This window comes from Halomarina oriensis (assembly GCF_009791395.1).
Classification (GTDB): Archaea; Halobacteriota; Halobacteria; order Halobacteriales; family Haloarculaceae; genus Halomarina; species Halomarina oriensis.
This window is the reverse complement of record NZ_WSZK01000004.1, coordinates 1-18,244: the sequence shown is the minus strand read 5'-3', so window position 1 is coordinate 18,244 and position 18,244 is coordinate 1. Positions and strand designations below refer to the sequence as shown.

The following is an 18,244-nucleotide window of genomic DNA, read 5'->3' as shown; positions in this document are numbered from 1 at the left end:
GGGGTGTAGACCCCGGCCCGGTGCTGCCGAAACAGCAATGCAAGATACCCACGCGGGAGGTGATAAACCCCTCTCAAACGACAGAGACCAAGCACAGGATAACTGGGATGCTATTAGCGAGACTGAATTTGATGTTACACGATTCAATCCGCTTACGAACAATGTTATATCTGATGAGTCATCAGTCCAAGTTAACCGGCGACTAGCACCACGGGCGCACAAGTCTGCCAGGACACAACGCCCGTGGTTATCGTCGCGTTCCCCCAGTCCGGGGTTCGGGCTACCGTACGGGCCGGTTTACACAGCCCGCCAAACGATGAACCGCGAAAGCCATACCCCGGTCCGGGGGAACAGTCGGATGTGGAGAACGAATCGCCTTAGTTCTGCCGCAGACCCGACGTGTACTATTCAACACGTTATGAAGGGGTCTGAAAAAATCGGCACGACTCGGTGCAATCCGGGGGCAGACAAGGTCGGTCCCTTGGAGGTGTTCCGAGGGCCATGAGCATCAACACGAGACACCTCGGAATCACCTACGAAGACCTCTCGGGTGTCCAGCGCGACACGCTATACGCGCTCGCGGACGTCGAGTCTGACCAGCAGTTCGGGCGCGCGGTGTGGGGTCACCTCACCGAGCGCCGCGAAGAGGACCTCTCGGAGTTCAAGTTCTACACGCAACTCGACGGTCTAGTCGACGCTGGCCTCGTCGAGAAAGACGAGTTCGCTATCGACGGTCGGACGCACCGCCTCGAACTCACCGATGCGGCGATGGATCTCCTCGCCGACCGACTCGAGTTCACTGCCCGCTCGTGCGGCCACGAGGTCGTCACGCGCTACGGGCAGATGCGAACGGACGGCGGCCGATGAGTTCCGCACTCAACCCGTGTCACCCGAAGGCAATCGGGGAGACGGTTGAGGCGGTCGCCGTCCAAGAGGTCGAGAACCTCACGTTCGTCCCCGACCGCGAGGCACAGTGGCACGACGCCGTTGTCGAGGGAGTGCTGTGTCCTCGTGTCGCGGACATCGGTTTCGTGGGCATCCCGCTGCTCGAATCCGGGACCGCCGTCGAAATCAAGGGCGCACAACTCACGAGCGGGGCCGCACGCGGGCGGTGGTTCATCCGCCAGCGCCAACACGAGCGCCTCGTCGAGGAGCGGGGGGCGTATCTCCTGTGCGTTCACGACCGTCGCGGCGAGGAGCTGTTGGCGATGGCCGTCATACTCGCGTCGACGCTCGAAGGCCTCCTGCCAGACGGGTGGACGTCTGTCGACGGTGACCGCTCCGAGCAGGGCTACCGACAACTCGCGTGGAGTCGTGTCTTCGACCCCGAAGACGTGGAGGGGCGGCGATGATCCGGTGTCTGACGCGCGTCAGACACGCCACGGCGTCCTCACGCGGTTTTATGTGCCTCGGGAAACCACCACAGGCAAAGCTAGGCGAACAACAGCGCCAGAAACGACCAACCCCGGCCATCATCGGCTGCGACAACAGCCTCGTGCCGGGGGGGTTCTCTCGTACCCGGTCGTTTCTGCTCCGAGAGCTTAATCGTTCGGGTCCAGAGAGCCACATCTCTCTGTCTCGCTCGGCTGCCCTCGTGAGTGGTCCTGAAACGGACCAGCGCGCTCACACCAGCGCGTAGATGTCTACGGACACCCAGAGCCGGACGTCTGTCACGTCGAGCACTGTCGACGCCGACGACGCCTGCCACGACCTGCTCGCCATTCTCGACCGTGAGGTGTCGGGATGAGCGAACCAGGCCTCACTGTCTGTCAACAGCCACCGGTGAGCGTCGCCTCATACGTCCAGAACCCGCCCGTCGCGCCGTCAAAGGCGTGGCGGGACCTCGTGGACCACCGACACTCGACCATCCCGCAGGTCCTCACGCGGGCGCTACGCGAACTCGTCGACGGCATGACCCGAGACGAGGCGCGGGCGACACTCCTTGAGGGCCACGACGTGCGCGGCCTGTCCGTCCAGGGCGTGGACGGCATCGACGCAACTGACGACCTACTTGCCGACTATCTCCTCGACCTCGTCGCTCCGCGCGACGAGACGGCGTTCTGGGAGGCACAACGACTCCTCCGGCAACTCGGCTCCGGTGGGACGTCTGCCGGCCTCACTTCGACGCTCGACGATATTCGGGCGGTCCTCCGCGTCTTCGAGGCGGCCGATGTCGTTCCGACCGTCGCCATCCACCTCCCCGAGCAATTCCGCGACTACCGCCGCGAGCAGCGCCGGAAGTTCCTCGCATGGCTCTGTGACCTCGCCGACGTGATGGACGTCCGTCTCGTCACGTCGACGCTCGAAGCCACGTGGCTGGCGACCGCTCACGAGTCCGACGTCCCGCCGTCCGTGAACGACGCTGCGAACCCGCGCCTACACAGTGGGTCCCCCGTGGCGGCGACCGAGACGGCGCGGGCGGCCCTCGACGACCTCGGCGACGACCACCCGGCGCTCGACCTCCTCGCCATGCTCGACGAGCGTGGAAGTCAACGTGCGCCCTACACGGCGCTCTACGACGACGCGCGTGTTGACGTCGGCCGCTCGGCCGTCCGTCACCGGGCAGGCGTCCTCGACGACCACGACCTCGTAGATCGGGCGCGCATCGACGGCGACCACTACCTCGTGCTGCGGCCGGCGGGCGTGGCGGCGCTGGACCTGCTGTGCGCGCGCGACTCGACGCGTGCGGTCGTGCCTGCGGTTGAGGATGCGGGAGCGGAGACAGCGGCTGAGGCGGATGCGGAGGCGGTTACAGGCGGGGAGGGGTCCCCCGAGGACGGTGCTGGGTGTACGTCGTGCGGGTTCAGTGGAAGCGAAGGGGTTGACGCCTCCGATGCGGTACGGTCCGTCTTCGCTATCGGCTCTGTGAGCGACCCCCGAACCCTCACCGCAAGTGCCGTGTTACCCCCAAAGCAAGCACGGGAGGGGGGAGGGGTCGGGTCGGCCGTGGCCGCCGATGCAGTTGCTGCCCGCGACGACGACCTCCGCACTGACTACCTCTCGTACGCTGAACACCACGCCATCGCGTCGGCCGCTCAGTCGGCCGAAATTGCCCTCGATGACCGCCGAGTCCAGAAGTTCGACGACCCGCGCGCCGCTCGCGTGTCGTTCGACGAGGAGCGCGACGAGGCCGTGGTCGAAGCTGAGTGGGACGGCCCCCTCCCGACCGCGGCGCGGTTGTGCGCGGCGTTGACGAGCGATGCCCTGGTATCGAAGGCGATGCCGGCGACTCGTCTCGACGAGGATGGGGTCGCTCTCGGCGGCCTCGTCGAGTCGAACGCCTACCTCCTCCGGCGGACCCGGTGTCTCGGGTACCTGAAGGACGCGAACGCGGACGGGGAATCGTACCTCGCGGCGCTGCGGCAGGCCCGCGTCGACCTCCTCTCCCGGATGCCGGCGGTCGGCATCGGAACGGATGACTACAACCACGAGCTCGCGGGCGACCTGCTCCGGGAGGCCCACGGCATCATCGGGACCGTCTCCCAACTGCTTGACCTGCTCGACGTCGACCTCGTGCGTCACATCCGCGTGCCCGAGTACGCGCGGAACATCCACGACAAGCGCCACACGCTGACGAAATTCCTATCGACCGCTATCCCAATCGGCGCTCGCTACGGTCACTTCAGCGCCTACCGAGTCCTCTACGAGGGCCGTGAGGACAAGCGCGAGGACCTGCTGTGCGCTCCGGAGGTGACCCGCCCGAACGGTGACCTCATCGGGTCGTGGGTGCTGTCCGGACCGGGAATCAGCCGCCTCGACGAGGACCTTCGCACGATGGACCGGCACCTCGACCTCCAAGATGAGGCCGAGAAGTTCGCGCGGTTCCTCTTGGACGTCCAGGTCGGTGACGCTATGCAGCGCTCGACGGTCGCGGCGGCCCTCTCGCGAATGGCGTCCATCAAACGCCTTGACCCGACCCGTCGCAGCGTCTCACTCCTGCACGCACTGTGCGACTCCACGGCGTCGGTGACGGAGGCGGTGATGAACCTCGGTTCGCAGCGACTCGGTGAGGACCGGGACCTCGAACTCGGGGAGGTTCGGTGGGCGCTGTCGACGCTCGACCACCGCCGACTCCTGCGTGACGTCGGTCGACCCGCTGTCTCGAAGGTGTTGAAGGCACTTCTCCGGGCCGAAACCCCTGTCTCGAAGGCGGATCTTGCCGCCCTCGCCGGGGTTTCGAAGCGAGGCATTACCCGTCGAGAGAAGACGGACAGCGGTGAGGCGACGACTCCCTCGGTTCGGGACGTCCTGGAGGCGGCGGGCCTGCTGGTCGTCGACGAGACGGGGCCGGGGAAGGCCGACCTCTATCGCCTCGCCCTGCCGTTCCGTGAGGAGCGCCGGGAGACGGACGCGCCGGCCCCGACATGGCTCTGTGAGGAGACGGTCGACGGCTTCGAGGTGGCGCTTCAGGACGCGCTCGCGGGGTTCCTCGACGCCTTCGGGCACTCGCTCGTCGGGTCGGACCTCTGGATACCGCTCATCAGCGGCGAGGTAGGTGTCGACGACGTTGAGGAACGGTGGCCGGTGCTTGCGCCCTGGACGTCGACGCTGGTGGCGCTGGTCGACCCCGGTGGTGGCGACCGCGGGGAGGACGACGTTGGCGGGCCACCAGCGACAGTGCCGGTCATCCAGTTCGGTCAAGCGCCGCGTGCCGAGCAAACGACACTCGACGACGTGGGTGTTCCAGCGTGGTGAGGAATCGCCCGACTGCGGGGGTCTTCGGGGGTCATTCACAGCGACCTCTGACCCGTCTTCGGGGGTTATTCACGCCGGTCAGCGCGACGTCTTCGGGGGTTGTTCACGACGACTCGTCGAACCGCTCAGGCGGTGACTCGGCGCTCACCCAAGGTAACCGCCTACGCGGTTCTGGGTTTCCCTATTTGACTGTAGGGGGTGATCCGACGTTACCATACAGTTCTTCTCCGCACGACTGTATGGTAAGCCCCGAGTGGTTTAACGCGGGTTCGATTCCCGCGCGGGGTCTGGGTGGCGACCTATCGCCGATACCATGCCAGGACACCAATTGCGGACCGGAATCGAAGAAGTAGAACCAGTCGACAACGGCGTCGAAACGAAGCTCCGCGCTCGTGAGGAATTCGCGCGCGAAGGCGAACTCATCATCCGCGAGACCGACGTCTCGCTACTCGACAGTGGCGGCATCTCGTTCTACCAGCGTGTCCAGGGCGACCGCGAACTCGTCACGCTCGGCAGCGAGGTCGTCGAACGACTCGTCGAGGAGGCCGAGGAGCGGGGTGACTGAGATGGGTGCCACGGGCTTCGTCCGCTACGCCGGGTCGAGCGTCCGCGAGAACGGCGTCGATGGAATCCGGATGGCCGTCGACGAACTTCGGTGGAGCCTCCACCGCCGTGCTCGCTCGCTCCACTGGCTGACCACCAACACCAAGACGGTCACAATCAGTGGCGAGACGGTACGTTTCCGCCGTCAGACTGCGAGCGAGTGGGACCACATGCGAGCAATCGCCTTGGAGCGACCGATGCTCTCGGCGTTCCTCGACGACCTCCAACCGACCGACACGGTCTGGGACGTCGGCGGGAACGTCGGGTCGTGGGCGTGCTTCGGCGCGTCCAGAGGGGCGTCTGTCGTCACGTTCGAGCCGGTTGAGGCCAACCGCCGGGCACTCGCCCGGAACGTCGCTCGGAACGGACTGGGCGACCGTGTGGACGTCCGCTCGGTCGCACTCTCGAATGAGGCCGGGATCGCATCGTTCACGCTCGACAATCGGTGTGCCGACGGTGCCGGCGCGGGTCGAGGGTCACTCCTGGACGACTGGCAGGACGGCGCGGTCGTTGAGGTCGAGACGGCCCGTGGCGACGAGGTGGCCGCCGACACACCCGACGTGCTGAAGGTGGACGTCGAGGGGGCCGAGGCAATGGTACTCGACGGTCTGGGCGACCTGCTCGGTGACGTCCGTGTCGCGTTCGTCGAACTCCACCGCATCGACGACGAGCGCGCACTGGCGCTGCTTAACGACGCCGGCCTGTCGGTTACGTTCCGCGAGTCAGGGATGGTGAGAGCAGAGCGATGAGCAACCACGAACACCTCGAAGACGCGAAGGGGGCACTCCGCGCCGGGTCGAAGTCCCAGATGAACGCCCTCGACGTCGCCTATCTCAAGGACCGCATGGAAGAACTCGCAGGAACGCGCGACTTCACGGAGGCCAACCGCCGGATGGACGTCGTCTCGGAGTGGAGGGACGAGCGATGAAGCGCGTCGAGAGGTTGGAGGAACTCATCGACTCGTTCGACGAAGGCGAGGAGGTCGTCATCTTTGACGAGGCGGGCGACGTCTCGAAGTCTCGTCGGGCGGCGCGCTTCGGAAGGTTCCTCCAAGACGCACGTCGACGTCGTCGACTCCGGGCCTGTCGGAACTGCGGGTCGAAGCGCTACACCGTCGAGCGACCGACGGCCTGCCGCTCGTGCGGCCGCACAGACGCCGACTGGTCAATTGCGAACCGTCCGCTTTTCACGACTGTCATTGTTGAGAATAGAAACTCCAACGACACATCATGAGTGATGCTAATTCGACTGGCTCTGCGAGTTGCTTCCAGCAGTTCGTTACAGTAGCTTGAACTGACAACCGAAAAATAATGTAGCTCCGGTCAGAGTCTCGGATGATGCGATATTCCCGAGACGACGCTGAGTTCGAGCGCGTGGCGACCATCGACATCGAGACGACTCACTACAAACCAAAGGTGGGAGAGACGGTGTCCATCGGCATCGGCGTCCACGAACGTGGAACGCCGGCTGATGAGGCGGAGTACACGATGGTCCACCGCGACGGGGGTGGGGAAGCGGCGCTCATTCGCACGGGCCTTGCACACCTGAACGAGTCGGGTGCCGACGCCCTCGTGTCCTACAACGGTCAGGGGTTCGACCTTGACTTTCTGTACGACCGCTCGATGATTCTGGAGGAGAGCGTCGGTGGCCCGGAGATTGCGCCACACATCGATCTCTTTGAGGACCGGAAGCCGGAGGCCGACCGAATGGGGAAGAAGTGGCCTAAACTGGAAGAATGCCTCGAAGCGTACGGGTGGACGCCAGCAACGACCCACTGGGGTGGTTCGGAACTCACGAACATCCGCTTCGGGGAAGAACTCGGTCCGGCGTACCTCACAGCACTCTCCGACACTGATGATGAGCGGTACGACCAGCTCACCGAGGTCATCGAACACTACCTCCTCACCGACCTCGAAGCCAACATCGCCGTCTACCACGGCGACATCGGCGTCCCGTTCGAGCCGGTTCACGTGGGGACGTCGGCAACGTTCGAGGCGTAGACTCAACATCCATTCTGTATCTGACATTCGTCCAATAGTTAGCGCCCAATCTCCGCAGGTGATGTCCAACCGACTGGCGAGACACGAGACGTGTGGGCGCTTCTGCTGAGGGCCTCATTTACTATCTGCAAAACCGCGATGAATAGCGGACCGACACTACGGCGCTACCCTACCAAACACCATGATGCAACATGGAAATGTGAATTATGGGCAGTCCGGTTATCAGTCCTTATCGTATTCTGTGCTGTCTGAGGTTAAATACTCCGGGGTTACGATGAGATGGCGTAGCGCCCGTCCTGCTCAACGAGACGGCCCGCTGCAACGGCCGCCTCGATGGCCTCCCGGGCCTCGCTGGGAGATAGATGGCGCTTGACCGTGCCGGCATCGTACTCACCCCCCCCCTCGCGCCGAGTGTATCGACGAACGAGCGCGCGAACGATGGTGTGGTCGGCGACGTCGTTCGGTTGCTTCGGCGAGGTCTGGGCGTCGACGATGCGGACGACGTCCTCGACGAGCTCCTCTGGGGCGTCACCCATGTAGGTCTTCCTCTGTGACGCCTTCGAGCGCTTCGGTCGGGTCTTCGCCTCGCACTGCGGCTTTTACCTGTTCGATGAACAGCGTCGCGGCGACCGTCGACGTCGGCACCGCCCAGGTGAGGCGGTCGACTGCCGGTCCTCGACGAGCGAGATCGTCGGCGAGGTGCCGAACCTGCTCGTCGCTGATAGCAACGCCGACTGAGATCTCAGGTTCGGGGTCGGCGATGACCTGGAGGTTCTTGGCGGCTGCGCCGGGCCCCGCGAGTCGACCCACTGTGTCGTGCAGGTGTCGATATGCCTCCTGACCGACGTAGACCGGTGCTTGAACCAGTTCGTCGGGTCCTGCTTCTGCCCGCTCTTCGTGGACCTTCTTCGCCAGTAGTGCCGCGCGTTTCGCGCTCATGTCGAACCGAATGAACGCCTCGGGGTCGGGCGTCCCCAGTAGGACGCACATCGGGTGCGGTGCTTCCTCCGGGAGTTCTTCGAGCGGGAGGTCGTCCATCTACGCCACCTCCTCCTCGAGATCGACGCCACCGAGGTCGACGTCGACGCTGGGTGGCAGTCGGAACGCGATGAGGTGGTGGTCGGGCGCGGCGAGGACTTCGAGGTCGACGTCGCGTTCGGTCAGCTCCACGCGGTCGATGCCGAAGGTCTCCTCGAAGTCGGCTGCGGGAATCGAGGCGATACCGCCGGCCCCGCCCTCGTCGTAGATTGGCCGGGCGTGCGGTTCGGCCCGACCGTCGACTTCGACGTCGAGGCCTTCCGCGACGAGCAGGGGACCGTCGGGATGCTCGACGACGTGGTACCGCAAAGACGCGGCGTCGGTGAGGCCCGCTGCGCGGAGGCCGTCGATGGCTCCGACCTTGATCGCTTGATGATGGCGGACGTGGGCGGTCCCGACGACGTCGAAGTGGACTGTCGTTGCTTCAGTGTCTTGCATGGTGTTTCTCCATACAACTTCTATATTATAGAAGTATAAAAGAGTGTCGTTCGGTTGTCGAGCGGGGGTGGCTGTCTACTCGTCGGCCAATTCCGCCTTGGCGACGAGGCCGGCGTCGAGGAGCGTTCCGAGTTGCTGGATACGCTCGTTGAGGTTCTCTATCTGCTCGGCGATGTTCGTGGTCGTCGCGTCGAACTCGGTCCAGTAGTCGTCAGTGCTCTCTGTGCGGGCGGGGAGCGACGTTTCGTCGATGGCGAGGGAGACGCGCCGGATGTGCTTACATCCGTTCTCAGGGTCGTTGTGCGCCATGTCCGGGCAGGTGCAAGAGTCGAGTTCGGGGTCCGCGAGGTAGTTGCTACCCGACTGACTGAACACGTGGTAGAGGCCCGTCGCATCGCCTTCGGTGTCCGTCTCTGGGAGTACGAGCATCGACTGGGTGCGAGCACGCCACGTTCGCCGGTCATCAGCGTCCGACGCCGCGTAGTCGAAGTTCGTGAACAGTTCCGCGCCGAGAGTTGCAATATCGCTTTGCATGGTGTTTGGCAGGAGTTTCCTCCTGTACTTCTATTTAGTAGAAGTAGATGCATAAAGGCTTCGGTTGGCCGTTCGACCGGGGGTTAGGCCGGTCGGATGGCGGCCGTGGCGACAGGTTCGGTTCCACCGTCTGCGACGACTCGCGGGCGGCCTGCGTCGGTCGTCAGACGGGCGTTCTCGGTGGCGAGCAGACGGGCAATGAGCGGCAGGCGTGACCGTGGGGCTTCGACGTGACCGACGAGTTCGGCGTCGGTGTCGAGCGTGACGTAGAACGACTCTACGAACGCCATGCGCTCAAGCATCCGCTGAACGTGTAGCCGCCGCTTCGAGCGTTCGCTAAACAGTTCGGGAGGCATCGCTGGCGGCTTCTCAAAGTCGAGCATAGACCCGGCCTCTCAGGCCCTCATAACCGGCTCGTAGCCGTTCTCACGCGCCCACCACTTCGCCGTGGCACGGGCGTTTCCCGACGATGGCACGAGTGGCACGCCCGACCGGAGAGCAACACCCACCACGTCGATTCGTGCCGGGTCGCTCCCGGCCTCCTCGGCATCGGCGCGGGCATCCACGCCGTACATTGCTTCGACTTCGGACAACACCATGTCGCGGAAGTCCCTGCGAACCTCCGACGCGAACAGTCCGAGCATCATCGTCGGACGACCTCGTGGCTCACGTCAGGGTCGAGGCGGGCGTCGGTGAGGACAAGACGCGGTGACGGCGCGTTGAGGACCGACCGGAGCGTGGCGACGGCGTGGAGTTCGCCATCTTCGGCGGCCGTTGCGTCCCCACAGGGGCCACACGTCGAGCAGGAGACCCACCGGAGCGACAGGCGGTCGCCGCGTCCGGCGGTGACGTAGACTCGCACGTCGTCACCGGCTTCGAGGTAGCGGTTGCACGAGTCACAGAAGGCGTCGAGGCCGACGCCTGTCGGAGTACCGTTCAGCATTCGGACGGCCCTGTTGGGCCGCAGAGTTGCGGTCATAGGTGTTTGGTAAGGGGTTTCCCCCTCTGTATTCTACAATGTAGTAGTATAGCATAAAGACTCCGATTCTCGCGTGCATAATGTCGATACGATAGCAGAGAAGCTTCAAAGCGATACCTTTATGGTGTTAGTTCTATTCTATAGAAGTACGGGGCGAAAGCCCCCTCCAAACACCATGGCTGCAACGAACCTGACGGCGACGGACGAATTGAAGACGACCGAACCGGCGACGTGCGACCACGGCACCGAGGGCTGTGAAAGCTGGGACGACGAGTTCCCATGCGTTCACTGCTCGCTGGACTGCTCGACGGGCACGGCGTGGTGCAAGGGCGTTCTCCCCGGCTACGCCGGTCCCAAGTGCCGCCTGTGCCTGATTCGGTACCGGCTCTGGTTCGGGGACAACTAAGCGACCCCCGACCCATGACTTTCGATCATATTCACCGAGAAGAAGCGCCGAACATCGGCGAACCGGAGACAATTGACACGGCCGAACTCCACGGGGTAGCACCACCGTGCGTCGAGTGTGGCGAGACGGAGCAGGTCAACGACGACCGGTGTGACGACTGCTTCGACTGGGAGGAGGAAGAACGGCTACGCGCCGAGGCTGAAGTGGAGTTGGAGGGCCGCTAATGGGGTTACGCTCTACCACACGTGCGCCTCGACACCCGACGTTCAACACGCGCGTGCTGTCTGTCCGTCGCTGACGCACGGCGTGGCAGCGATTCCGCGCCGGCTCTCGCACGACGCTGATGGGCCGTGGTTTCTCGACAACGGTGCGTTTCGCGCGCACGTCGCAGGCGAGACGTGGGATGCTGACGCATTCTCCGTCGCCCTCGACGACGTGACCGAGTTCGCCGACCTCCCGGAGTTCGTTGTCCTTCCGGATGTCGTCGGCGACGCCGTGGCGACGAGCGACCGAGCGGGCGAGTGGGTCGAGGCCGTCACCGACCGTGGACTGACACCGTTCGGCGTGATTCAACCCGGTCGCCTCGCCGATCAGTTTGCTCAGCTCCCGCGCGACGTCGAGGGAGTCTTGGTCGGTGGTGGCGGTGGTCCGAACGCGACACGTGACTGGCGACGGTCCCCGACAGCGACGGGCCGACGTGTCGTTGCTTTCATCTGCGACCTCGCAGGTGAGCGCGGTCTGACGGTCCATGTCGGCCGACCGGGGCCGAATCTCGCGTGGTGGGTTCACGAGACGGCTGTCGACTCACTCGACACCTCCGGTGTGGTCCGAAACAAGTGCTGGGACCGGCTCCGACGAGTTGAGGCCGCGAGCGACCCGGAACAGATGGCGCTCATCTGAGTACCCCTTCCGGTAGTTTCCAGTCTTCGCCTGTCCACTTTCACTACGCAAATGACTGAATCTCAATCACTTTAAAATAACACATGTTATTCAATAACAAGAAAACAAGTCTGAAGGAGTGATTTGATTTTAAAGATACAGATATTGTGAATGTAACGGAAATTGATATGCCACACTTGATGTCAGGTATTTTTTGCATACTCAACGTCGTGGAGTTGGCCTGTGTTAAAACTCCAATATATCGGGCTCTCACGGCCTGTAACTAGCACTGACTTTTGTGCACGTCATCGTCACTGGATTATCACCGACGTGTTTTTATAACGTCGCACCATTGCTACTGATACCGGTTGAGGGTGTGGGGTTCTCAGATTAAGAGTCGGAGGAAATTCCTGCACCTGGTTTCACACGAAATAGAGACATCTTTGAGGTCCGTGTGTCAATACACACGAACTATACGACAGTTCCGAGCAGTCGAATAAGCCAGACGACAATTTTGATTGTCAGGAGGACTTTTTCGAGACTTCTTTCTGAAGGCTCGTCGCGGTCGTCCTCATCCTGGCTACCCGACGAAGGCGTTTTGATTCTATCACCTCCGCTATCGGTGCCCAAACTCAAAGACAGGGAGAACCCAAATTACCCGGTTGAGGGTGTGGGGTCCTATGCCAGCGGGTAGGTCTTCGCGCCCTTTCGTTGGCGCGCTTACTTCTATGGGAGTTGCCACTGACGCATAAAGGGTTCGGGGTGGGCCGAATTCTAAACATTTCTGTTATATTTATCATCTCTTTGGGTTTACCGCGCCCGCGTAGTCCTGCGTGGGTGTCTCTTTCCCCGGCTCTCGGTACTGCCAGTAGTAGTACCAGTTCCCGTTGATGTGCTTCATCACGAGACCAGCGCCGGAGGGGACGTCGTCGGGTCGGTCGGCGCGAAGGTCCGCCTCTCGTTCCTCGTTTCTGTCGGGCTTCTCGCGGGCGCTGTCGCCGTCCTCGTTGGCGTCGTCCTGTTGGGTGGCCTCGGCTTCGGCGGCGGCCTCGCGGTCATCAGCGAGCGCCTCGGCGTACGCGGCGAGCGCCCGGAGTTCATCGGGGGTTCGAGCGTCCGACTCCACGGGGTCGAGCAGGTACGCCGGGAGGTCCGGGCGCTCCCCACCGTCCGCTGCGACGGCCTTGACCGCGTCGACGTCCTCCTGCTCGTTGACGACGACTACTCCGGCCTCCATCCGGAACACGCCCCATCCGTCTTCGACGATGACGATGGCCTCCTCGCCGTCCGCCCGCCACTCAACGAGCAGCGCATCGGTCATATCGGCAACGCACGGCGTGAACGCGTTGGCGTACTTCTCGCCCTCGTCGAACACTGTTCGGAGGTTCTTCGCCCCATCGTGGACGCCGCACGTGAGCCGAGCGCTGTGACCGCCGCTGCGACACCGGCCGTCGTCGTAGACCGACGAGTCGGAGATGGCGATGCAGGAGTCGAACAGGAACGGGTGGGGGTGGGGGTCATTGTCGAGGAGATCGGCCGCGAGGTGCGCCCTCATCGACAGCCAGTCGGCGGTCATCGCCTCGCCGGCCACCGTACGGCTCTCGTAGCCCGAAGAGGCGTGCCACATCGCCTCGGGAGTGTCAAACTCGGCGGCGAGACGGTAGGCGTCGTAGCCCGACGCGCCGACGTCTATCAGCTCGTCGCGGAGGTCGACCAGTGGTGCGCCGTCCACCTCGTCGACACGGAGTAGCCGGCGCATCCCCTCGTGCTGACCGCACAGGTCCTCGGCGTTCGAGCGACACTGCTTCCCGCTCCCTCGAACGATGGCCGCGCACTTCGAGTCGTCCGGGTGGTCTCGGACCGCGCCGCCGTCGACGAGCGCGGTCTGGTCGGTCGACTCCTCGGCGTTGACGAGTTCGACATCCTTCGCGTCGTCGTGGAGCAGGCACAGTTGGTCCTCAGTTCCCCGGTACGCGCCACTCGTACACCGTGTCCCGGTCGATCTCTTGATGGCCCGACAGCGTCCTGAAATCTCCTCTCGCGTTGGGTCGAAGTTTACCTCGTCGTCCTCGTCGACGGCGTCACTCGTCTCTTGGAGGTCGTCGACGTCGCCAACGAGTTCCATTGTCCCACCACAGTCGAAACACCGAGTCACCCGCATAGGGGCGCCTTCGACCTGCTTCCCGCACGACTCACACTCGAATGTTGCATCATCGGTGCTCATACTTTTACCATACATCCGAATTACTATAGGTGTATGGTAACAACACGACACGCTTTTTCCGGAGACTCAGCTAATCAATATGTGTCAAATCACCATTTCTCCGCTAGCAACGGGGACACGGTAACGATCTACGGCGAGAACGGTGCTCTCCAGAACGATGCGACGTTTGAGTTCCGAGACCAGATGCAGAAAAACGGCCACCGTGCGTACAAAGGGACGCTCTCGAATCTGGACGCTGAGACTCAAAAAGTGCTCAGAGAACGATTCAACAACGATGAGCAGGTTGACATTGATGTGAAAGACTCTCAGGGAACAGACCGGTTCACCGTCTCTCTGATAGGATTCAATAGCGGCGGCGTATTCAGAGTCCTAATCCTCAACTATTCTCCATAGTCATTCGTCGGCCACACGTCTGACGATGCCTCAGAGTCCGTATAGCAATATGTTATTTACCTTCCGAATTCGAGAGTAACAGCGTTTCTACCGGTCGAATGGTGAGGTAGCGTGCCGAGAAGGGGTTCCGGCGCTACTCGGCACTCGCTCGTCGACGAGCGCTGGCAGTCGAGATCATGACCGTGATGGTCGGTGGAGGATGGTAATGAACGGTCGGATGCTCCCAGACTGGTAACGGGAGCGGAGTTTTATATACTCCGAAGTGTGGAAACGAGAACAGAGATGGAACGGGTCACAGCGTACGTTCGCAGGAGCAAATTCGAGCAGGAGAACGAGCACCAGTTCGAGGCCATCCGCGAGTGGTTCGAACGGGAGGGCGTCGACTTCGCCGACGTCGACGTGCTGAGCGAGACGGGTAGCGGGGCCGACCGCTCGCGTGAGCAACTCCGCGAACTCATGGCCCGGATTGAGGCCGACGAGGTGGACCACGTCGTCGTCTGGGAACTCTCGCGTATCGCACGCGAGGGACAGCTCGCCCAGACGTTCTTCAATCTCTGTGAGGACCACGACGTCCACGTTCACGTGACGAGTGGATCTATTCGAGAAATCAAACCGGACGGGACGAACCGATTCGTCGCCGACATCCTTGCAGCGGTGTACGCCGAGGAGCGCCGAACGCTCATCCGTCGGACTCGCTACGGCCAGCAGCGAGCGCTCCGCGCGGGGAAGTGGGTCGGCGGTGTCCCGCTGGGGTTCACGACCGACGAGGACGGCTACCTCATCGCAAACGTCGACTTCTACGACGAGTTCGACGAGGAGCGTGACGGGTTCTGGACGGTCGCCGAGGCGATGCGCATCCTCGACGAGAATCCTCGGGCGTCCTATCGGGGGCTTGCGAGTGAGATGGTCTGCACCCGGCGCTCACTGTCGAATCTCGACAACAATGAGGAACGCCGGCGCTGGTATCTCGACCTCGAGGCCGACGACGAGCGCGTGGCGAACGCGCTTGATGAGGTCACGGCGACGGCGTGATGTTCGACATCATCAACACCGTTGGTCGCTCTTTCGTCGTTCTCATACTCGCGGCCATCTCCCTTGGAGGCGCTCTCCTCGCAGCGAGAATCATCCTCGGTGTGAACTCTGGCCCGTTCTCCCCTGTCGGCATCGACCTTTTGACGACCACAACGGCCATCTACGGGCTACTTATCGGTGGTACAGGACTCGTCGCCGCCCTCGCACTCTCCGCACTGGGGTGGCTTGACGACGGGTTCTGACTGTGTAAACTCCCGATTTCTTCAATAGAAACCTATCTGTGGCTAAGAATTCATTAAGTCTGGTGAGTGTTGAGTCCCATTCGACGATGTCTCATCAGACACAATCCAGTCGGTCTCCATCGGGGGCCACGCCCTACGAGAGCATCGACGAGAACCCCGTCGGCCGGGGAACTGCGAAGAAAGAAGGCGGGTCGCTGCGGATGACCATCGACGTCGAGGCGTGCCGAGACGTCGGCATCGAACCGAGCGAGATGGAACACGGTGACGAGGAGGTGTTCTTCATCTCCACGAGCGACGAGTTCCCTGGTCGAATCATCCTCGACCGGATGGGGTGACGATGTCGAACCGTTCGTCGAGTACGTTCCTCATCGGCGTCGGCGTCCTTTTCGCCGCACTCCTCACTGGCGCTCTTATCGTCGCTCTTCCGAACCCCGGAGCGGACGGTCTCACGTGTTCGCCGAGTCCTTGCACCGAGCAGGTCACAACCGTCCAGTGGCAGGTGGTTTCCGGCACGACGTGGTTCTTGTTGGGTCTGACGGCGGCGGCCGTCGGCCTCGAGGCCGCAGTCAGTCACGTGCTCGCTCGACTCGGTCTCGACGTGTGGCGATGAAGCGACGCGAGACTCAGCTTCTGAGTCCTATCGTCATGGTTCTCCTGCTCGCTTCCTTCGGCGCGAACACCGCGACCGCGTGACACTCCTCGACGTCTTCCTCGCCACGCTGCTCTACCTCGCCACCGTCTCTCTGCTGGCGCTCCTGCTGGCGCGTACGCGCGTCCGCTTCGACCGCCGGGCCCGAACTTTCCTCTCGATCTACGTCGCTCCTGCGGCCGCTGTGTGGGCCGTCGCCGTCTCACTCTACGCGCGTACGTAGAGCGACACTCACGAACTCCGACGCGTGTCTGACGAATTGTTTATTAGGAGTGACACAAACGACCGAGTGGCTGTCTGCCGGGACAGTGCTGTCAGAGGCACGCGAACGCGCATCCCCACGATGCTTCCATTCCCTCGCCAGCTGGCGCGCGGACGACGTCCTTGACGAGCACCCACCTGCCGCTCGTCGACGACCCCTCCGCTGCCCACGGCGCCCACGGGCGACTCCGATTCATCAGCTCGTCCGTAGCGCTCTGCCCCTGTTTACCATACGCTCTGACTTGGCGACTGTATGGTAACTCACTCGCGCGTCGACGTCGGCCCGCCCGATCTCTTCGACCACCACGTTGAGTTCGACGACCAGGGCGACCTCACGAGCGCACGGTGTGGTCACAGCGCCGAGCATCTGGTGACCGCGCTCGCTCGTCGACGTCGACGCCCACCCCGCTGGTGAGGAGCCGGCCTCGAGGTCGAACCAGCACCCCCGTTCGTCGGTCGACTACCCCTATCGCCTCACCAAAACGCCGCGAGAATTGACCTTACGTGTGTATAGTATACTATTATCTCTGGTTGGTAATCGGTTGGTAGGTCAAAATCGCCATACGTGGCGGGTGTGGGGAATGGACTACGATTAGTCGGCGGGTAGCGGCCTTCTCCTCGGTGTCTACAGTCCGCGTGATTCCTTGACGTTCGAGATGTGCGACTGACTCATATCGACGAGGTCGGCCATCACCGATTGCGGGATGCCCGCCTCCTGGATGCGTGGGTGCGTCAGCATCCGCTCAACGATGTCGTCACGCTGTTCGTTCAGCGCCTCCTTCTTCTCCTTCTCAAGCAACTCGGCGACGTCCTCGCCGGTCATGTAGCCCATCCCATCGCCTTGATTGCCGTTACCGAGTCGGGTCTGCTTCTCCTCGGTGAGTGACTTGTACGTGTCGTAGACGGTGCCACGGTCGGATGTGATGGGGTCCCACTGGAGGTCCTGGACTGGTACGGGGTACTTCTTCTGCTCGAAGGGGTTGTTTCGGAGGTCGTAGACTCGGCAGAGGCCCTTTCGACGGACGAGAATCCAGTAGTGAGCGAGGTCGAGGATGCCCTTGTCGATGTGGTTCGACGCGGGCATGTTCATGATGACGTATTTCTCCATGACTCGGGCCATCGAGACGATTTTGTTCATCAACTTGTTCACGTTCGTCATCGCGTCACGAGAGCCGACGCCCGCCTCTGCCTCGTCGAGGATGAGGGCACTGCCCTGCTCCTGCTCGGTGTAGGCGTTGATGAGCTCTTCCGGGGCGATGGAGGCCTTCGCGGGGATGAGACCCGCCTGTGAGCGGTCCATTCGGTCGGCGAGGTCACAGGAGAGTGTCGTCTTTCCCGTGCCTCGGTCGTTCTCGTAGTCGGAGACGAGAATGAGAAGGTCCTGTCCGTTTGAGACACGCCGCTCGAAGTCCTCCCAGAAGCCCATCTCTGCGAAGTCGACAGAGGGGTCGTAGTCGGGTTCGGCCGTGAGGAACTCGTCGGGGACCGCCGACGGCGTTCCTTCGTTCGCCGCCTGAATGTCGGTGAGCGTTCGGGGTTGGACACTGGGGCCGACGGTCCGAGCGACACTCGGCTGCTGTGCTTCCTCGACGAACCCAGAGACGTCGACCTGCTCACTGGCGCTCATGCGGCCTCACCGTCCGATTCAGAATCGAACTCTGGTTTCTGCCCCTCACTCCCGACGCGGTCCGGTGCGTCGTTGAGGTGTGTCATCGGCACTTCCTTGCCCGGCTCAGCACCGAACGACAGCGTGACGATGGCCTCGTTGAGGGCGTCGTTCGCCTTCAGACAGACCTCTGCTGGGAGTTTGATGGAGCGCTCGACCTGCTCGACGGTGTTGGCCTCCCCAACCTGCTCGACCTCCTCGTTCA

General features: G+C 62.8%; 27 protein-coding genes. 17 read left to right on the top strand and 10 right to left on the bottom strand.

The window, feature by feature from the left end; all coding sequences use genetic code 11:
- Nucleotides 1-501: 501 nt before the first annotated feature.
- The 8 genes from GQS65_RS01285 to GQS65_RS01250 all read left to right on the top strand — a co-directional run bounded on the left by GQS65_RS01285 (nucleotide 502) and on the right by GQS65_RS01250 (nucleotide 7,298).
- Complete coding sequence (locus GQS65_RS01285; protein ID WP_158202865.1) at nucleotides 502-867, top strand: DNA-binding protein; 366 nt, start codon at nucleotides 502-504, stop codon at nucleotides 865-867.
- Nucleotides 864-1,352: a hypothetical protein gene (locus tag GQS65_RS01280; RefSeq protein WP_158202864.1), complete on the top strand. Its 489-nt coding sequence runs from the start codon at nucleotides 864-866 to the stop codon at nucleotides 1,350-1,352. The genes GQS65_RS01285 and GQS65_RS01280 overlap by 4 nt, the downstream gene beginning before the upstream one ends.
- Before the next feature lie 391 nt (nucleotides 1,353-1,743).
- Nucleotides 1,744-4,695, top strand: coding sequence for a hypothetical protein (locus GQS65_RS01275; protein ID WP_158202863.1), 2,952 nt, complete (start codon nucleotides 1,744-1,746; stop codon nucleotides 4,693-4,695).
- 313 nt (nucleotides 4,696-5,008) lie between these two features.
- Complete coding sequence (locus tag GQS65_RS01270; protein ID WP_158202862.1) at nucleotides 5,009-5,260, top strand: hypothetical protein; 252 nt, start codon at nucleotides 5,009-5,011, stop codon at nucleotides 5,258-5,260.
- Between the two features lies 1 nt (nucleotide 5,261).
- Nucleotides 5,262-6,047 carry an FkbM family methyltransferase gene (locus GQS65_RS01265; RefSeq protein ID WP_158202861.1) on the top strand — a complete coding sequence of 262 codons (786 nt, stop codon included), beginning with the start codon at nucleotides 5,262-5,264 and terminating at the stop codon, nucleotides 6,045-6,047.
- Nucleotides 6,044-6,226, top strand: a complete 183-nt coding sequence (locus tag GQS65_RS01260; protein ID WP_158202860.1) for a hypothetical protein — start codon at nucleotides 6,044-6,046, stop codon at nucleotides 6,224-6,226. Before GQS65_RS01265 ends, GQS65_RS01260 begins: the two co-directional genes overlap by 4 nt.
- A complete protein-coding gene (locus GQS65_RS01255; RefSeq protein WP_158202859.1) occupies nucleotides 6,223-6,531 on the top strand; it encodes a hypothetical protein in 309 nt (102 codons plus the stop codon). The genes GQS65_RS01260 and GQS65_RS01255 overlap by 4 nt, the downstream gene beginning before the upstream one ends.
- Before the next feature lie 104 nt (nucleotides 6,532-6,635).
- Entirely contained in the window at nucleotides 6,636-7,298 is a 663-nt protein-coding gene (locus tag GQS65_RS01250; RefSeq protein ID WP_158202858.1) for a ribonuclease H-like domain-containing protein, read from the top strand.
- Between the two features lie 269 nt (nucleotides 7,299-7,567).
- Here GQS65_RS01250 and GQS65_RS01245 read toward each other — a convergent pair whose 3' ends face one another.
- From GQS65_RS01245 to GQS65_RS01215, 7 genes are all read right to left on the bottom strand, one after another.
- A complete protein-coding gene (locus GQS65_RS01245; protein WP_158202857.1) occupies nucleotides 7,568-7,834 on the bottom strand; it encodes a hypothetical protein in 267 nt (88 codons plus the stop codon).
- Nucleotides 7,827-8,336 carry a hypothetical protein gene (locus tag GQS65_RS01240; protein ID WP_158202856.1) on the bottom strand — a complete coding sequence of 170 codons (510 nt, stop codon included), beginning with the start codon at nucleotides 8,334-8,336 and terminating at the stop codon, nucleotides 7,827-7,829. The genes GQS65_RS01245 and GQS65_RS01240 overlap by 8 nt, the downstream gene beginning before the upstream one ends.
- Complete coding sequence (locus GQS65_RS01235; RefSeq protein WP_158202855.1) at nucleotides 8,337-8,774, bottom strand: hypothetical protein; 438 nt, start codon at nucleotides 8,772-8,774, stop codon at nucleotides 8,337-8,339.
- A 75-nt stretch (nucleotides 8,775-8,849) separates the two neighbouring features.
- Entirely contained in the window at nucleotides 8,850-9,308 is a 459-nt protein-coding gene (locus GQS65_RS01230; RefSeq protein ID WP_158202854.1) for a hypothetical protein, read from the bottom strand.
- 83 nt (nucleotides 9,309-9,391) lie between these two features.
- Nucleotides 9,392-9,598: a hypothetical protein gene (locus tag GQS65_RS01225; protein WP_158202853.1), complete on the bottom strand. Its 207-nt coding sequence runs from the start codon at nucleotides 9,596-9,598 to the stop codon at nucleotides 9,392-9,394.
- Between the two features lie 105 nt (nucleotides 9,599-9,703).
- Nucleotides 9,704-9,955 carry a hypothetical protein gene (locus GQS65_RS01220; protein ID WP_158202852.1) on the bottom strand — a complete coding sequence of 84 codons (252 nt, stop codon included), beginning with the start codon at nucleotides 9,953-9,955 and terminating at the stop codon, nucleotides 9,704-9,706.
- Nucleotides 9,952-10,287, bottom strand: coding sequence for a hypothetical protein (locus tag GQS65_RS01215; protein WP_158202851.1), 336 nt, complete (start codon nucleotides 10,285-10,287; stop codon nucleotides 9,952-9,954). The genes GQS65_RS01220 and GQS65_RS01215 overlap by 4 nt, the downstream gene beginning before the upstream one ends.
- A gap of 175 nt (nucleotides 10,288-10,462) precedes the next feature.
- Here GQS65_RS01215 and GQS65_RS01210 point away from each other — a divergent pair, with 175 nt between their 5' ends.
- The 3 genes from GQS65_RS01210 to GQS65_RS01200 all read left to right on the top strand — a co-directional run bounded on the left by GQS65_RS01210 (nucleotide 10,463) and on the right by GQS65_RS01200 (nucleotide 11,593).
- Complete coding sequence (locus GQS65_RS01210) at nucleotides 10,463-10,693, top strand: hypothetical protein (protein ID WP_158202850.1); 231 nt, start codon at nucleotides 10,463-10,465, stop codon at nucleotides 10,691-10,693.
- A gap of 14 nt (nucleotides 10,694-10,707) precedes the next feature.
- The gene (locus GQS65_RS01205; RefSeq protein ID WP_158202849.1) at nucleotides 10,708-10,917 is read left to right on the top strand and encodes a hypothetical protein; all 210 of its coding nucleotides are present in this window, start codon (nucleotides 10,708-10,710) and stop codon (nucleotides 10,915-10,917) included.
- An 82-nt stretch (nucleotides 10,918-10,999) separates the two neighbouring features.
- Nucleotides 11,000-11,593, top strand: a complete 594-nt coding sequence (locus tag GQS65_RS01200; RefSeq protein WP_158202848.1) for a hypothetical protein — start codon at nucleotides 11,000-11,002, stop codon at nucleotides 11,591-11,593.
- 775 nt (nucleotides 11,594-12,368) lie between these two features.
- Here GQS65_RS01200 and GQS65_RS21525 read toward each other — a convergent pair.
- Nucleotides 12,369-13,697 (bottom strand): hypothetical protein, encoded by a 1,329-nt coding sequence (locus GQS65_RS21525; RefSeq protein WP_233264974.1) that lies wholly within the window; start codon nucleotides 13,695-13,697, stop codon nucleotides 12,369-12,371.
- Between the two features lie 132 nt (nucleotides 13,698-13,829).
- Between GQS65_RS21525 and GQS65_RS01190 the strand changes: the two genes are divergently transcribed.
- The 6 genes from GQS65_RS01190 to GQS65_RS01165 all read left to right on the top strand — a co-directional run bounded on the left by GQS65_RS01190 (nucleotide 13,830) and on the right by GQS65_RS01165 (nucleotide 16,788).
- Nucleotides 13,830-14,189, top strand: coding sequence for a hypothetical protein (locus tag GQS65_RS01190; RefSeq protein ID WP_158202847.1), 360 nt, complete (start codon nucleotides 13,830-13,832; stop codon nucleotides 14,187-14,189).
- Nucleotides 14,190-14,471: 282 nt separating this feature from the next.
- A complete protein-coding gene (locus tag GQS65_RS01185) occupies nucleotides 14,472-15,221 on the top strand; it encodes a recombinase family protein (RefSeq protein ID WP_158202846.1) in 750 nt (249 codons plus the stop codon).
- Nucleotides 15,221-15,463, top strand: a complete 243-nt coding sequence (locus GQS65_RS01180) for a hypothetical protein (RefSeq protein ID WP_158202845.1) — start codon at nucleotides 15,221-15,223, stop codon at nucleotides 15,461-15,463. The genes GQS65_RS01185 and GQS65_RS01180 overlap by 1 nt, the downstream gene beginning before the upstream one ends.
- Nucleotides 15,464-15,549: 86 nt before the next feature.
- A complete protein-coding gene (locus GQS65_RS01175; RefSeq protein ID WP_158202844.1) occupies nucleotides 15,550-15,798 on the top strand; it encodes a hypothetical protein in 249 nt (82 codons plus the stop codon).
- A 354-nt stretch (nucleotides 15,799-16,152) separates the two neighbouring features.
- On the top strand, nucleotides 16,153-16,335 hold the full coding sequence (locus GQS65_RS01170) for a hypothetical protein (protein WP_158202843.1): 183 nt from the start codon (nucleotides 16,153-16,155) through the stop codon (nucleotides 16,333-16,335).
- A gap of 291 nt (nucleotides 16,336-16,626) precedes the next feature.
- The gene (locus GQS65_RS01165) at nucleotides 16,627-16,788 is read left to right on the top strand and encodes a hypothetical protein (RefSeq protein WP_158202842.1); all 162 of its coding nucleotides are present in this window, start codon (nucleotides 16,627-16,629) and stop codon (nucleotides 16,786-16,788) included.
- A gap of 210 nt (nucleotides 16,789-16,998) precedes the next feature.
- Here GQS65_RS01165 and GQS65_RS01160 read toward each other — a convergent pair whose 3' ends face one another.
- Together GQS65_RS01160 and GQS65_RS01155 are read right to left on the bottom strand one after the other, a co-directional pair.
- The gene (locus GQS65_RS01160; RefSeq protein WP_158202841.1) at nucleotides 16,999-18,000 is read right to left on the bottom strand and encodes a hypothetical protein; all 1,002 of its coding nucleotides are present in this window, start codon (nucleotides 17,998-18,000) and stop codon (nucleotides 16,999-17,001) included.
- On the bottom strand, nucleotides 17,997-18,244 hold a 248-nt coding region (locus tag GQS65_RS01155; protein ID WP_158202840.1), incomplete at its 5' end, for a hypothetical protein. The genes GQS65_RS01160 and GQS65_RS01155, both read right to left, overlap by 4 nt.